This is a genomic window from Enterobacter sp. HK169 (assembly GCF_001719105.1).
In the GTDB taxonomy this organism is placed as follows: Bacteria; Pseudomonadota; Gammaproteobacteria; order Enterobacterales; family Enterobacteriaceae; genus Enterobacter; species Enterobacter asburiae_B.
The window spans coordinates 3,406,461-3,420,311 of record NZ_CP017087.1 but is presented as its reverse complement, the minus strand read 5'-3'; the positions used below and the strand labels follow the sequence as shown (position 1 = coordinate 3,420,311).

The window sequence follows — 13,851 nt, the reverse complement described above, 5'->3', positions numbered from 1 at the left end:
GCTAAAACTCAAACTGATAGAGCAGATCAAGTGCCTGGTCTACGCCGGACACTGCTTCCAGATATAGCTTGGGCATCAGGCGATAGCGTAACGTGAGAGTTGCCAGTGAGTCAAAGATCCCCACACCATATTTTACCTGCAGACCCGGCAGTACATACCCGCTGACCACCACCTGCGAGGAGTCACCCACGCCCTGGGTGTCCAGCGCCAGATTGCTTACGCCGAACGTCTCGCCGATTTTACCCACAACCTGCCCACTTTGTGCAACCCCCAGACCCACTAACATCGAGGTCATCGCCGCGCTGTCGCTTTGTCCGCTGTTCAGACCTTGTCCACGCAGCAGATAAGAGAGGGCTTCCTGCTGCGACATCGCCGGGTCAGAGAAGATCTCCGCCTTCGGTTCGTCGGCGGAACCGGTGACGCGAACGCCAGCAATGACGTCATCTTCCGTCGCTTCCGGGTTACGAATCGCCTCGATGTTCAGCAGGGGCTGATCCGGTGGACCGGAGAACAGCAGCTCGCCTTTGCGCACAATCAGATCCTGACCATAGGCGTGGAAACGCCCTTCAGGAATAGTGATCTGCCCGTTCAGGCCAAGCCCTTGTTTATCCTGCGCGACTTTCAGGTCGCCCGTGAGCCTCGCCTTAAGCCCAAACGCATTCAACCGCACGTTATTCCCCACGTGCACGATGAGGTTACTATTGATCGGTATGCCCGCGCTCTTCTGTTCGACAGGTTTCAGATTTTCATTGAGCATCACTTCATCACTTGAGACGCCGACCGCGCTTTCCGGCACGTCGTGAACCACGATGCGCGCCCACGGCACGTCGACGCGTCCGTCAAGCGTGAAGAGGCTTGGCGTGGCTTCAAAGACCACATCAGGCGAGACGTCCAGGCGCACCATCGGCGGTACGGTGATGCGCACCTTGCTGCCCTTCGCGGCAATTCGGGCGCGCCAGTTGTCGAGCTGGCTCCAGTCCGCGTCGCCGCTCAGGTTGATTTGCCCTTGCTGCGTCAATACCGAGCCGCTCAGCGTCGAGCTCATGCCGTTGAAGTTCATCGCGATCTGGCTGGGCTGCATGTCAAACGGCATGAAGTTACCGTCGATATCCACGCCGCTGAGCCGCATCTGACCGAACAGCTGCGGGCTTTGCACGTTGCCGGCCAGCCGCAGGTTAGCGTTCAGCATGCCCTCCGCTTTTTCCCCGCGCGCGAAAATCGGGTTCACCATCGCCAGGTTGAAGTTACGGACGTTGACGTTGCCGCCCAGATTACGCCGTCCCTGCGGATCGGTAATCTGGACCTGCCCGTCCAGCTGACCGTTGTTGGTCAGGCGGATCGTCCACCCCAGCTGTGCGCGATTGTTATGCAGATCGGCACTCAGGTTCAGGGTATCGAACGCCACCGGCAGCGGCGCGTCGTTGACCTCCTGCGTCACCTTCACGTTACGCCCGGACAGCGTGACGCTGCCCTGCGGCAGTCCCTCTTTGGTGGTGTCCCAGGCGACATCGGCTTTCCCGCTGAAGACGCCGCTGGCCTGGGTCGTGTCCGGCATAAACGGCTTCAGCATGGCCAGATCGAAGCGGTTGAGATTGATCTGCGCGCGCCCTTCCGCACCCGCATCGATGGTCTGCGGCACGCACAGCTCCGCATTCGGGTTGGTCCAGCAGTGTGGCCCAATGCTTATCTTCTGCTCAGCGTTGCGGTAGTCGAGGGCAATGGATCGCGAGAGCGCCAGCGGCCCGACCGGCGTATTGAAGCGCGTGTTATCCAGCGTCCCTTTCCAGCGTTCTTCTTTGCGGTCGAAGCTGCCGGTAAGGTGAAGCTGGCCGGAGACCGGCTCGCCCTGCACGCGCAGCTGGAGGTCGTGCTGTTTCTCGTTCCCTTTGGCGTCCAGGGTGACCAGGTTAATGTTCACGTCCGGCTGAGAAATGCGCTCCACGCGCAGGTTCAGGCTACCGCCGATCTGATCGGTGGATTTCACATCCCCTTCCACGCGGACGCGGGCAACGCTCAGCTCCTGCCAGCGCAGGTTATTGGCGGTAATGTCCGCCAGCAGCTGCGGCGCCTCCACCGTACCGCGCACTTTCACGAGGCCCTTCGCCGTGCCGCCCAGCCCCGGCAGGGCGTTATCCAGATTCGGCGCGTCGATGGTGGCATCCAGATTGAGATCTTTCACCCCCAGCTCGCCTTTGATATCCGCCGTGTTGCGGCCCAGCGCCACGTGCAGCCCCGGGATAACCCACTGCAGATAGCTGTTGCCTTTCACCGAGCCTTCAACGTTAACCTTGTTCTGCTTCACGTTCCCGGTGAGCTTGATTTCCGGCACGTCCATCTGCCACGTACCGCCGTACAGGCTGCCGCGGGTTTTAATCAGGCCATCCAGCTTCGACGGCCAGTCCGGCACCTCTTTGGCGGTGTTAATACCCGTCAGCTTCAGCTCGCCGCGCCAGCTGATCGCCTGCTGCCAGTCGAGCAGCGCGGTCAGCTCGGTTTTGCCTTCCAGCGCCGCGACGGTCAGCTTGTCGAGGTTGACCTGCTGTTCGTTGCCCTTCGCATCCAGCGTGATGTTCGCGGGCGGCACGCCCTGTCCCTTCACCGCGGTGCGGAACGAGAGCGCGTAGTCGGTCATCTTGCCGCTCAGCTTCAGCTTCAGATCATCGGCCTGGAACTGCTTTTCGCCGGTGAACGGCCAGTAAAGCTGCTTGCTGACAACCTCCAGATTGAGCGGCAGCCCGGCTTCCGCCAGCTGCGTTTGCGCGCGCAGGACCATGTCCACCGGGCCGGAGAGATTCACCCCGACATCCAGCTTATCGCGCAGCGCACCGCCCACTTTGACTTTCACCTTTTCGCCTTTCAGCGGATCGATGTTGAGGGCACTGTTAAGCGTGATGTCCACCGGCCAGTTATCGCGCAGCAGGGCATTCCCTGACGCATTCACCGAGCCCTGGTTGGTGTCGATATCCAGCGCGTCGAGCTTCATGTTGCCGTCAATGCTGCTGACTTTCAGCAGCATGTTATAGACCGTCAGATCGGTATCGCCGGTCAGGCGCAGCTGCTCGCCTTTGAACTCCTCGATGTTGAGGTTCAGCGGCAGATGAACGTCGGTCATTTCCGGCAGGACAGGCTTCGAGAAGAGATCTTTCAGCGTTTCGCCCAGCGGCTTTTCTTCCGGCTGCGGGTTCTGGATCTTCGGCTCGACGATCTCTTCCTGCGCCACGTCGGCCACCTTCGGCAACGCGATCAGCAAGCCCTGCAGGGACGTCGGCGTCAGGGTGAGGTTTTTCTCCTGCCAGCGCAGGCCGGAGGTGAAATCCATCACGGACACGGTAGTGTCGTCGATTTTGATATTGACGTTATCAAGCGCGACCCGATAGAGCGCGATCGGGTACGGCGTGGAGAGATTCAGCGGGCCGCTGTCCTCTTCCTCGACCGGCGCAGACTTCGGCATTTTTTTCGAATCTATCGCCACGTTGACGTCTTTAAGCGACAGATCGTTGACGCAGAGCTTGCTGTCGCGCAGGCAGCCCAGCTTCACCGCCAGGTGGAACTCCCCGGCGTTCACCGCCACGCCCGGCTGCTCGTAGCGGATGTTCTTCAGACGCAGATCGCGCCAGCCGCCCGTTACCTGGCCAATCTCCAGCCCCGGCACCCAGCGGTTCGCGGCGTTAAACAGCAGATGCAGCCCGGTCGTCGTTCCCACCAGAAACGCCACCGTACCGAGCAGCAGCACGATAAAAATCAGCACCCCGAGGCTTATTTTCTTCCATAAACTCATAATTCAGGCCCCAGACCGATGTAAAACTGTAATCCGTGCTCTTCTTTGTCGCCGACAGGCACGGCGAAGTCGAGCTTGATGGGCCCGACGGGTGACTGCCAGCGTACGCCCACGCCCGCGCCGGTTTTGAAGTCGCTGCGGCGGATATCGTTCACCGCTTCGCCACCGTCAACAAACATGGCGCCCCACCACTTTCCGCTGACGTTGTACTGATACTCCAGCGATCCGGTCGCCAGTTTTGACGCCCCGGTCAGCTGGCCCTTTTCGTTCTCAGGCGAGATCGATTTGTACTTATACCCACGAATGCTGCGGTCGCCCCCGGCGAAGAAGCGCAGATCCGGCGGAACGCGCTCGAAGTCGCCCGTTTCAATCCAGCCGAGATTGCCGCGCATCACAAAGCGGTGTTTGTCGTACAGCGTGCGGATCCAGACGTTTTGCGCCTGAATCACCGAGAAATCCACGTCGGAGCCCCAGGCAGAGTTGGAATAATCGATGGAGTAGCGCTGTGAGTCGCCCCAGGTCGGCATCAGGCCGCCGCGCGAGCGGGTACGGCTGATCATCACGCCAGGATAAAGCAGCATGGTGGTATTGGTGACGTTGGCCTGGGTAAAGTGGTCCAGGCTCCAGCGCAGGTTAATGGCGCGCTGCCAGCCGCTGGAGAGATCCCAGAAGCGGGAGACCGCAAGGGTCGTAGAATCCTGCTTGGTGTCGTTCAAGTCGGTGCGCTTAAAACCGCCCTGCACAAGGTAATATTGCTCAAGCGGGTTTTTCAGCAGCGGCATTTTGTAGCTGAAATCCAGCTGCTGCTCGGGCGCAGAGAGGCTCAGGCTGGTGGTCAGGCTGTGACCGTACGAGTTCATCCACGGCTTTTTCCACGAGGTTCTCACGCGTGGTCCAACATCCGTCGAGTAGCCAACACCGGTCTCAATGGTGTTCTCGGTGCGCGGCGAGACAACGCCATGCAGCGGCAACACCTTCGTTTTGCGAGACTTATCAAATTCCGGTGCGACAACCACGGAGTTAAACCAGCCGGTAGCGGAAAGACGACGGTTCAGTTCCGCCAGGTCCCTCGACTGGTAGTAATCCCCTTTTTTGAACGGCACGAGGTTCTGCAGGTACTCTTCACGAATTTGCGAACCTTCAAACGTCACATCGCCAAAGCGGTAGCGTTCCCCGCTGTCGTAGTCGATATCCCAGAAGGCCTGACGTCGATCCAGCGCAATGCCCAGCTGGCTTTTATTGAACTGGCTGTCAAAGTAGCCCTTACGCAGGGAAACGTTCGTCAGCTCTTTTTTGAAATGGTCGTAGTCACCGTGGTTAAGCACGGTACCGATTTTCGGCCGCGTGCTGAGCAGGTCCAGGTAATCCCGGTCGGTACGCGCCCCGCCGCGCAGGATAACGTTCGTGCCGCCAATCAATACCGGCTCACCCGGCGAAACGCGGGCAATAAGGACCTGACGCCCCTTCTTTGGCGGCGGGCGAAGATCGAAATCAATGGTGGGTTCGTAATACCCCAGCGCTTTCAGCCCTTCACGGATGGCGTCATCCACGCGCGCGCGAAAACGCCGGTCCGGCGTCACCTCATCACTCTGGATGGTCGACAACTGCGCACGCACGTTTTTTTCCAGCGCCCCGGATAACCCCTCAACCTGCAAACGGACATTCGCCGCGCTGGCAATCCCGCTTGTCAGCAACACACTGACTAAACATAACTGGCGGATTTTTGTCACGTTTTCTCCTGAATATCCCTGTTTCCACCCTGGAAGCAAATGAAGTACCGCTCCGCGGCAAAATACGGCCTGTTGGCCAAAAACCCAAATCACGGGTTGAAAACGGGTGTAACACCCAAATATTTCTTATGATTAAATCTAGACTCATTCAGCGCATTTATTGTGTTCAATTAAACGCTTCGTGACAACCTTAACCGAAACATCGCACCCCGGGAGGCCCCATCGTGAGTTTATTCGACAAAAAGCATCTGGTTTCACAAACTGATGCATTACCGGGACGCAACACCCCTATGCCTGTGGCGACCTTACACGCCGTCAATAACCATTCCATGACCAACGTGCCGGAGGGAATGGAAATCGCCCTGTTCGCCATGGGCTGCTTCTGGGGCGTTGAGCGCCTCTTCTGGCAGCTGCCCGGCGTTTACAGCACGGCGGCTGGCTACACGGGCGGCTACACGCCGAATCCGACCTATCGCGAAGTCTGCTCCGGCGAAACCGGGCATGCGGAAGCGGTACGCGTGGTCTATGACCCTGCAGTCATCAGCTACGAGCAACTCCTGCAGGTCTTCTGGGAAAACCACGACCCGGCGCAGGGCATGCGTCAGGGCAACGACCACGGCACACAGTACCGTTCGGCCATTTATCCGCTCACGCCCGAGCAAGATGCCGCCGCACGCGCCAGCCTTGAGCGTTTCCAGCAGGCCATGCGTGAAGCGGGCGATACGCGCGAGGTGACGACGGAAATCACCACCGCGAAACCGTTCTACTATGCCGAGGACGATCACCAGCAGTATCTGCATAAAAACCCGTACGGCTACTGCGGTATCGGGGGCATCGGCGTCTGCCTGCCGCCACAGCTGGCCTGATTATCAGCCGTTAAATCGTCGCCCGTACCGGACAGCGCCACGCTGTCCGGTCTTTTTTATGCCAAATTGTGACCTCTGGCAGATTTACATCTCTTTACGCTATACTACCCGCTGAAATAATCGGCTCAACGCTACGAGCTGATTTTCAATGTGTTTTCACACAAATGGTATCAACTCCCCTTCTGAGGATCTGGCGAGAAGCCGGATAAACTATGTTAAACAGTATTTTAGTAATACTTTGTCTGATTGCCGTCAGCGCGTTTTTCTCGATATCTGAGATCTCGCTGGCCGCGTCCCGTAAAATCAAACTGAAGCTGCTTGCCGATGAAGGCAACATCAATGCTACCCGCATCCTGAAAATGCAGGAAAACCCCGGGATGTTCTTCACCGTGGTGCAGATTGGCCTCAACGCGGTCGCCATTCTCGGCGGTATCGTGGGTGATGCGGCGTTTTCCCCGGCGTTTTATAGTCTGTTTGTTAAGTACATGTCCGTTGAACTGGCCGAACAGCTGAGCTTTATCCTCTCCTTCTCGCTGGTAACCGGCCTGTTCATCCTCTTTGCAGACCTGACCCCGAAACGCATCGGTATGATTGCGCCAGAAGCTGTGGCTTTGCGTATCATCAACCCGATGCGCTTCTGTCTGTACGTGTTTCGTCCGCTGGTGTGGTTCTTCAACGGCCTGGCGAACGTCATTTTCCGCATCTTTAAGCTGCCGATGGTGCGTAAAGACGACATCACCTCTGACGACATTTATGCGGTGGTGGAAGCCGGCGCGCTGGCCGGGGTGCTGCGCAAGCAGGAGCACGAGCTGATTGAGAACGTGTTCGAGCTGGAATCCCGTACCGTGCCGTCTTCCATGACGGGCCGTGAAAACATTATCTGGTTCGATTTGCATGAAGATGAGCAGAGCCTGAAGAACAAAGTAGCGCAGCATCCGCACTCTAAGTTCCTGGTCTGTAATGAAGATATCGACCACATCATCGGTTACGTCGACTCCAAAGACCTGCTGAACCGCGTGCTGGCAAACCAGAGCCTGGCGCTCAACAGCGGCGTGCAGATCCGCAATACCCTGATTGTGCCGGACACCCTGACGCTCTCAGAAGCGCTGGAAAGTTTCAAAACCGCCGGGGAAGACTTCGCGGTTATCATGAACGAATACGCGCTGGTGGTGGGTATTATCACCCTGAACGACGTGATGACCACGCTGATGGGCGACCTGGTTGGCCAGGGGCTGGAAGAGCAGATTGTTCAGCGTGACGATAATTCGTGGCTGATTGATGGCGGCACACCGATTGAAGACGTGATGCGCGTGCTGGATATCGACGAGTTCCCGCAGTCCGGCAACTACGAGACCATCGGCGGCTTTATGATGTTTATGCTGCGTAAGATCCCGAAACGTACCGACTCGGTGAAGTTCTCCGGCTACAAGTTTGAAGTGGTGGATATTGATAACTACCGCATCGACCAGCTGCTGGTGACGCGCATCGATAACAAACCGACCGTACTGGTACCGAAGCTGCCGGACGCGGAAGAGAAGGTGTCGGCGTAAAGTACCAGCCTCTACAAACATCAACGGCTCCCATTGGGAGCCGTTTTTTTAACTACTGCATAGCACGTTGGTTAAGCCATCTCAGTCTGCAGACGCATAACCTGACGGTTGACTTCGGACATCACAGACAGGTGCTGTTTGTCCTTCACTTTTGGGACAAGGATCTTGCCCTTATCAAACTCAAAAGCGCCAACATCCTTGATGTACAACCGTCCACGGAACAGGATCTTCACGTACTTCGCCACCTGAAGCGGGTTGTAGCGTTGGAAAATTTTCATTCTTGTATCTCCTGCGAATCATACGCTCTTGCGGTGCCACAATCGGCCCGACTGTCCTGAGCGCAAATTTTAATGCCCAATGACTATAGACCAGAACTACGGTGTTACCCAGTGTGCATAAGTTTATTTACCGTTTGATTACAATTATTCAGAATAATCTTTGCAAAGCGTGACCGGGCGCAGTATAAGCCGTCGTTTTTTCATGGATATGTGCGTTCGCCCGCAAACTGGCATCGGGATTGCGGGAAAACCCCATTGATCGCACTTATGATTAAAAGCGCAAGACCAAGTGGTCGGATCACCTGCAAACAATAAGGAAACGCCATGACCCTACGTAATATCCTTGCAGCAGCCTGCCTGCTGCTGCCCCTGTGGGCTTCCGCTCACAACATTGAAAAAGGACAACGTGTACCGCCAGTCGGCATTGCTGACCGGGGAGAATTGATTCTCGACAATGATAAGTTTAGCTACAAACCCTGGAATAGCGCGCAGCTCGCGGGCAAAGTGAGAGTTGTACAACATATTGCCGGTCGTACATCCGCAAAAGAGAAAAATGCTACCCTGGTGGAAGCAATTAAGGCCGCAAAGTTCCCTCACGACCGCTACCAGACGACCACCATTGTCAACACCGACGACGCCATTCCGGGCTCCGGGATGTTTGTGCGCTCAAGCCTTGAGAGCAATAAAAAGCTCTACCCGTGGTCGCAGTTTATCGTCGACAGCAACGGCGTAACCCGTAAGGCCTGGCAGCTGGAAGAAGAGAGCTCCGCGATTATCGTGCTGGATAAAGAGGGCCGCGTACAGTGGGCGAAAGACGGCGCGTTAACCCAGGAAGAGGTGCAGCAGGTTGTCGACCTGCTGCATAAGCTGCTGGCTCAGTAAATAGAGACGCGGAAGCCGGGGTTGAGGAAGGATTCGCGCGGGGTATAGTCCAGCGGCTTGCCCTGCCAGTCGTGAACGTGCGCCCCGGCGGCCGCGGCAACGGCATGACCTGCCGCGGTATCCCAGACGTTGGTTGGCCCAAAGCGAGGGTAGAGCTGCGCATGGCCTTCCGCCACCAGGCAGAATTTCAGCGATGAGCCAATCGAGGTGGTCTGGTGTTCACCCAGCTGCTGCAGGTACTCCTGCAGCTCGCTGTCGCTGTGCGAGCGGCTAATCACCACCAGCGGTGGACGCGCATCGCGCACCTGGATCTGCTTGCGCACGCCGCACTCTTCCTTCCACGCCTTCCCTTCTGCAGCGCTGTACATCACCTTCATTACCGGCGCGTAGACCACGCCCAGCACCGCTTTGCCCTTCTCAATCAGGGCGATATTGACGGTGAATTCACCGTTGCGCTTGATGAACTCTTTTGTCCCGTCCAGCGGATCGACCAGCCAGTAACGCTGCCAGTGCTGGCGCTCGTCCCAGCTTTGCGGCGCTTCTTCTGACAGAACGGGGATATCCGGCGTTAAAGCCTGTAATCCTTTCAGGATCACCTTATGCGCCGCGATATCCGCCGCCGTGACCGGAGAGTCGTCGGCTTTGCTGACCACCTCCATAGGTTTACTGCCGTCATACACCTGCATAATGGCATCTCCCGCATCCCGTGCGAGCTGACAAATTTTATCTAGCATTTTCCACCTCTTTGTTAACGCAGTGAGGTTAACTCTTTGTTTTAGTTATATCGTAATGTGAACAATTCCGCTATCTGTGAAGCAATTCCGGTTTCAGGTTACTTTTTTCTGTCAGGATTCACATTTCTGTAAGCAACAAGCTATAGATACATACTCTTTTGTGCTCTGCATCGAAAAAAGGACTCCTCTGATGATTAAGTTTAGTGCAACGCTTCTGGCGACGCTGATTGCAGCAAGCGTACAGGCGGCGACGGTAGATCTGCGTATTCTGGAAACGACCGATCTGCACAGCAACATGATGGACTTCGATTACTACAAAGATACCCCGACGGAAAAATTCGGCCTGGTACGCACGGCAAGCCTGATCGATGCGGCGCGTGGCGAAGTGAAAAACAGCGTGCTGGTCGACAATGGCGATCTCATTCAGGGCAGTCCTCTCGGGGATTACATGGCGACCAGGGGGCTGAAAAAAGGCGAGATCCATCCTGTTTATAAAGCGATGAACACCCTGGACTATACCGTCGGCAACCTCGGCAACCACGAATTCAACTACGGTCTAAAATACCTGCATGACGCCCTGGCCGGTGCGAAATTCCCGTACGTTAACGCCAATATCATCGACGTTAAGACGCAAAAGCCGCTCTTTACCCCTTACCTGATTAAAGAGACAAACGTCGTCGACCAGGACGGTAAAAAACAGACGCTGAAAATCGGCTATATCGGTTTTGTGCCGCCGCAGATCATGACGTGGGATAAGGCCAACCTCGACGGCAAAGTGACCGTTAACGACATCACCGAAACCGCGCGGAAATACGTGCCGGAAATGCGCGAAAAAGGCGCCGATCTGGTGGTCGTTGTCGCCCACTCGGGTCTCTCCGCCGATCCGTATCAGGCCATGGCAGAAAACTCCGTTTACTATCTGAGTGAAGTCCCGGGCGTCGACGCGATCCTGTTCGGCCACGCCCACGCGGTCTTCCCGGGCAAAGATTTCGCCAGCATCAAAGGAGCGGACATTGAGAAAGGGACGCTCAACGGCGTGCCTTCGGTGATGCCGGGCATGTGGGGCGACCATCTTGGCGTGGTGGATCTGGTGCTGAATAACGACGGCGGCAGCTGGAAGGTGACGCAGTCAAAAGCCGAAGCGCGCCCGATTTACGACGCTGCGGCTAAAAAATCTCTGGCGGCGGAAGATAAAAAACTGGTCGACGTGCTGAAGCACGATCACGACGCCACGCGCGAATTCGTCAGCAAGCCGATCGGCAAATCCGCCGATAACATGTACAGCTTCCTGGCGCTGGTGCAGGACGACCCGACCGTTCAGGTCGTCAACATGGCGCAGAAAGCCTATGCGGAACACTTTGTGCAGGGCGATCCGGATCTGGCAAAACTGCCGGTTCTGTCAGCGGCTGCGCCATTCAAGGTGGGCGGGCGTAAGAACGACCCGGCAAGCTATGTTGAAGTCGAAAAGGGCCAGCTGACCTTCCGTAACGCCGCCGATCTCTATCTCTACCCGAACACGCTGGTGGTGGTAAAAGCGACGGGCCAGGAGGTGAAAGAGTGGCTGGAGTGCTCTGCCGGACAGTTTAACCAGATTGACCCGCACAGCAGTAAGCCGCAGTCGCTGATTAACTGGGACGGCTTCCGTACCTATAACTTCGACGTGATCGACGGCGTGAACTACCAGATTGACGTCACCCAGCCGGCGAAATATGACGGCGAGTGTCAGGCGATCAACCCGCAGGCGGAGCGCATCAAAAACCTGACCTTCAACGGCAAGGCGATCGACCCGAATGCCACCTTCCTGGTCGTGACCAATAACTACCGCGCCTACGGCGGTAAGTTTGCCGGTACGGGAGATAGCCACATCGCCTTTGCCTCGCCGGATGAGAACCGCTCGGTGCTGGCGGCGTGGATCAGCGCGGAGTCGAAGAAGGCGGGCGAAATTCATCCGGCGGTGGACAACAACTGGCGTCTCGCGCCGATCCACAGCGATACGAAACTGGATATCCGCTTTGAAACGTCGCCATCCGATAAAGCAGCCGCGTTTATCAAGGATAAAGCCCAGTATCCGATGAAGAAGGTCGCAACGGATGATATCGGGTTCGCGATTTATCAGGTGGATTTGAGCAAGTAAAAACAAAACGGCAACATACGTTGCCGTTTTTCGTGTTTGTTCCCTCTCCCTATGGGAGAGGGGTCCTCAGTAATTTTCCAACTCGAAGCGATGAATATTTCTTCAGAAAAATTAATGAATTGCAGCGATGCCCTGGTCCGGTTGTAAATCGCCGAAGCGTTTCCGCAAGGCCGGGGCGAGGCGCAAGGATGCGCCGAGAGGGCGTGGCCTGCAGGGATGCAGGCTCATGCCCGACCCGATAGCCTGAAGGAATAAGCTGAGGACAAAATTGCCGGGAGCAATTTTGGACAGCGCCTGAGCTGGCCCTGAAAGGGTGAGCCCCAGGGATGGGGCGAGCAATCCGCGAAGCGGCGATTTACCGCCGGGAGCCCGGGTCGCCAGGGCGGCGGCGATTGAGCCGCCCTGGCACATTCACAGGCCATGTCGTTACAGAGAAGCAAGGAACATAAAGTGAACGGAATGACCACCAGAGTTATATGTTCCCCCCTCACCCCAGCCCTCTCCCTCAAGGGAGAGGGGGTCGCCCACGCAGGCATTAGGTCAGGGTGAAGACATCAGGCCGCACGATCGTCCCGATTCGCCATCACCTTCGGCGTATTCACCTCAATCCAGTCCGCCAGCGCGGCGACTTTCTCGCTGACCTCAATCCCCATCGGCGTCAGGCTATACTCTACGTGCGGCGGCACCACCGGATACGACACGCGATCGACAAACCCGTCCTGCTCCAGCGCCTGGAGTGACTGGGACAGCATCTTTTCGCTCACCCCGCCCATTTTACGACGCAGATCGCTAAAGCGATGCGTTCCCTGGCGCAGGGCCAGCAGAATCAGGACACCCCAGCGGCTGGTCACGTGTTTGAGCACCTCGCGTGAAGGGCACTGTTCCGCGAAAAGATTGCCATCGCGCATTTGTTCGCTGAGCGTCAGTATCGTTGTTTTCATACTTACCTTTTTGTACGTACTTACTAAAAGTTAGCTATGGTGCTAGTGTGCCACAACACCAGACAAACACGAAGGAGATTCATCATGATCGCGATTACCGGCGCTACCGGCCAGCTTGGCCATCTCGTTATCGAACAGCTGTTGAAAACCGTACCGGCCAGCCAGATTGTGGCCATCGTACGTAACCCGGCGAAAGCGCAGGCCTTAAGCCAGCAGGGAATTGTCGTTCGCCAGGCGGACTACACGGATGAAGCCGCATTCACCGCCGCGCTGAGCGGCGTGGATAAGCTGCTGCTGATCTCTTCCAGCGAAGTCGGCCAGCGCGCAACCCAGCACCAGAACGTGATTAACGCCGCCAAAACGGCAGGCGTGAAATTTATCGCCTACACCAGCCTGCTGCATGCGGACAACTCCCCGCTGGGTCTGCACGTTGAACACGTTGCCACTGAAAAAGCGCTGGCGGCGTCCGGCATCCCTTATGCCCTGCTGCGCAATGGCTGGTATACCGAAAACTACCTGGCGAGCGCGCCGCCTGCGCTGGAACACGGCGTGTTTATTGGTGCGGCAGGCGAAGGCAAAATTGCCTCTGCCACCCGTGCCGACTATGCCGCGGCGGCCGCCAAAGTGATCGCAGAAGAGGGCCACGCGGGCAAGGTCTACGAACTGGCGGGCGACCACGGCTGGACGCTGAGCGAACTGGCGGCTGAACTCAGCAAACAGAGCGGGAAGCCGGTAACCTACCAGAATCTCAGTGAAGCGGATTTTGCCGCCGCGCTGAAAAGCGTCGGTCTGCCTGCCGGGCTGGCAGATATGCTGGCGGACTCCGATGTGGGTGCGTCCAAAGGGGGACTCTTTGACGATAGCCATACGCTGAGCAAGCTGATCGGGCGCGCAACGACCCCGCTGGCGCAGAGCATTAAAGCCATTCTTTAACGGTGTCACCGTTCTTTCCTGCGGC

General features: G+C 57.1%; 10 protein-coding genes. 5 read left to right on the top strand and 5 right to left on the bottom strand.

Going from position 1 to position 13,851, the window contains the following annotated elements:
- Position 1: 1 nt before the first annotated feature.
- The gene (gene tamB / locus EnteroDNA1_RS16235; RefSeq protein WP_064673134.1) at positions 2–3,778 is read right to left on the bottom strand and encodes an autotransporter assembly complex protein TamB; all 3,777 of its coding nucleotides are present in this window, start codon (positions 3,776–3,778) and stop codon (positions 2–4) included.
- A complete protein-coding gene (gene tamA, locus EnteroDNA1_RS16230; RefSeq protein ID WP_033144487.1) occupies positions 3,775–5,508 on the bottom strand; it encodes an autotransporter assembly complex protein TamA in 1,734 nt (577 codons plus the stop codon). The genes tamB and tamA overlap by 4 nt, the downstream gene beginning before the upstream one ends.
- Before the next feature lie 224 nt (positions 5,509–5,732).
- Between tamA and msrA the strand changes: the two genes are divergently transcribed.
- Positions 5,733–6,374, top strand: a complete 642-nt coding sequence (gene msrA / locus EnteroDNA1_RS16225; RefSeq protein WP_029741954.1) for a peptide-methionine (S)-S-oxide reductase MsrA — start codon at positions 5,733–5,735, stop codon at positions 6,372–6,374.
- Between the two features lie 212 nt (positions 6,375–6,586).
- Complete coding sequence (locus EnteroDNA1_RS16220) at positions 6,587–7,924, top strand: hemolysin family protein (RefSeq protein ID WP_032662457.1); 1,338 nt, start codon at positions 6,587–6,589, stop codon at positions 7,922–7,924.
- Between the two features lie 71 nt (positions 7,925–7,995).
- Here the strand turns inward: EnteroDNA1_RS16220 and EnteroDNA1_RS16215 are convergent, their stop codons facing one another.
- Positions 7,996–8,202, bottom strand: coding sequence for a DUF1107 domain-containing protein (locus EnteroDNA1_RS16215; RefSeq protein ID WP_008501430.1), 207 nt, complete (start codon positions 8,200–8,202; stop codon positions 7,996–7,998).
- 324 nt (positions 8,203–8,526) lie between these two features.
- Here EnteroDNA1_RS16215 and EnteroDNA1_RS16210 point away from each other — a divergent pair, with 324 nt between their 5' ends.
- Positions 8,527–9,084: a YtfJ family protein gene (locus EnteroDNA1_RS16210; RefSeq protein ID WP_033144484.1), complete on the top strand. Its 558-nt coding sequence runs from the start codon at positions 8,527–8,529 to the stop codon at positions 9,082–9,084.
- Here EnteroDNA1_RS16210 and cysQ read toward each other — a convergent pair.
- Complete coding sequence (gene cysQ, locus EnteroDNA1_RS16205) at positions 9,078–9,818, bottom strand: 3'(2'),5'-bisphosphate nucleotidase CysQ (protein ID WP_023310160.1); 741 nt, start codon at positions 9,816–9,818, stop codon at positions 9,078–9,080. The two genes, EnteroDNA1_RS16210 and cysQ, sit on opposite strands and share 7 nt — an antisense overlap.
- Before the next feature lie 190 nt (positions 9,819–10,008).
- Between cysQ and EnteroDNA1_RS16200 the strand changes: the two genes are divergently transcribed.
- Positions 10,009–11,952, top strand: coding sequence for a bifunctional 2',3'-cyclic-nucleotide 2'-phosphodiesterase/3'-nucleotidase (locus tag EnteroDNA1_RS16200; RefSeq protein ID WP_064673132.1), 1,944 nt, complete (start codon positions 10,009–10,011; stop codon positions 11,950–11,952).
- A 554-nt stretch (positions 11,953–12,506) separates the two neighbouring features.
- Here the strand turns inward: EnteroDNA1_RS16200 and EnteroDNA1_RS16190 are convergent.
- Positions 12,507–12,893, bottom strand: coding sequence for a winged helix-turn-helix transcriptional regulator (locus EnteroDNA1_RS16190; protein ID WP_069303560.1), 387 nt, complete (start codon positions 12,891–12,893; stop codon positions 12,507–12,509).
- Between the two features lie 84 nt (positions 12,894–12,977).
- Between EnteroDNA1_RS16190 and EnteroDNA1_RS16185 the strand changes: the two genes are divergently transcribed.
- Entirely contained in the window at positions 12,978–13,826 is an 849-nt protein-coding gene (locus EnteroDNA1_RS16185) for an SDR family oxidoreductase (protein ID WP_033144480.1), read from the top strand.
- Positions 13,827–13,851: the final 25 nt, after the last annotated feature.

Excerpts from the sequence above, each read along its gene's own strand:
- tamB (WP_064673134.1), bottom strand. The coding sequence starts at position 3,778 with ATGAGTTTATGGAAGAAAATAAGCCTCGGGGTGCTGATTTTTATCGTG.
- EnteroDNA1_RS16220 (WP_032662457.1), top strand. The coding sequence starts at position 6,587 with ATGTTAAACAGTATTTTAGTAATACTTTGTCTGATTGCCGTCAGCGCG.
- EnteroDNA1_RS16215 (WP_008501430.1), bottom strand. The coding sequence starts at position 8,202 with ATGAAAATTTTCCAACGCTACAACCCGCTTCAGGTGGCGAAGTACGTG.
- EnteroDNA1_RS16210 (WP_033144484.1), top strand. The coding sequence starts at position 8,527 with ATGACCCTACGTAATATCCTTGCAGCAGCCTGCCTGCTGCTGCCCCTG.
- cysQ (WP_023310160.1), bottom strand. The coding sequence starts at position 9,818 with ATGCTAGATAAAATTTGTCAGCTCGCACGGGATGCGGGAGATGCCATT.
- EnteroDNA1_RS16200 (WP_064673132.1), top strand. The coding sequence starts at position 10,009 with ATGATTAAGTTTAGTGCAACGCTTCTGGCGACGCTGATTGCAGCAAGC.
- EnteroDNA1_RS16190 (WP_069303560.1), bottom strand. The coding sequence starts at position 12,893 with ATGAAAACAACGATACTGACGCTCAGCGAACAAATGCGCGATGGCAAT.
- EnteroDNA1_RS16185 (WP_033144480.1), top strand. The coding sequence starts at position 12,978 with ATGATCGCGATTACCGGCGCTACCGGCCAGCTTGGCCATCTCGTTATC.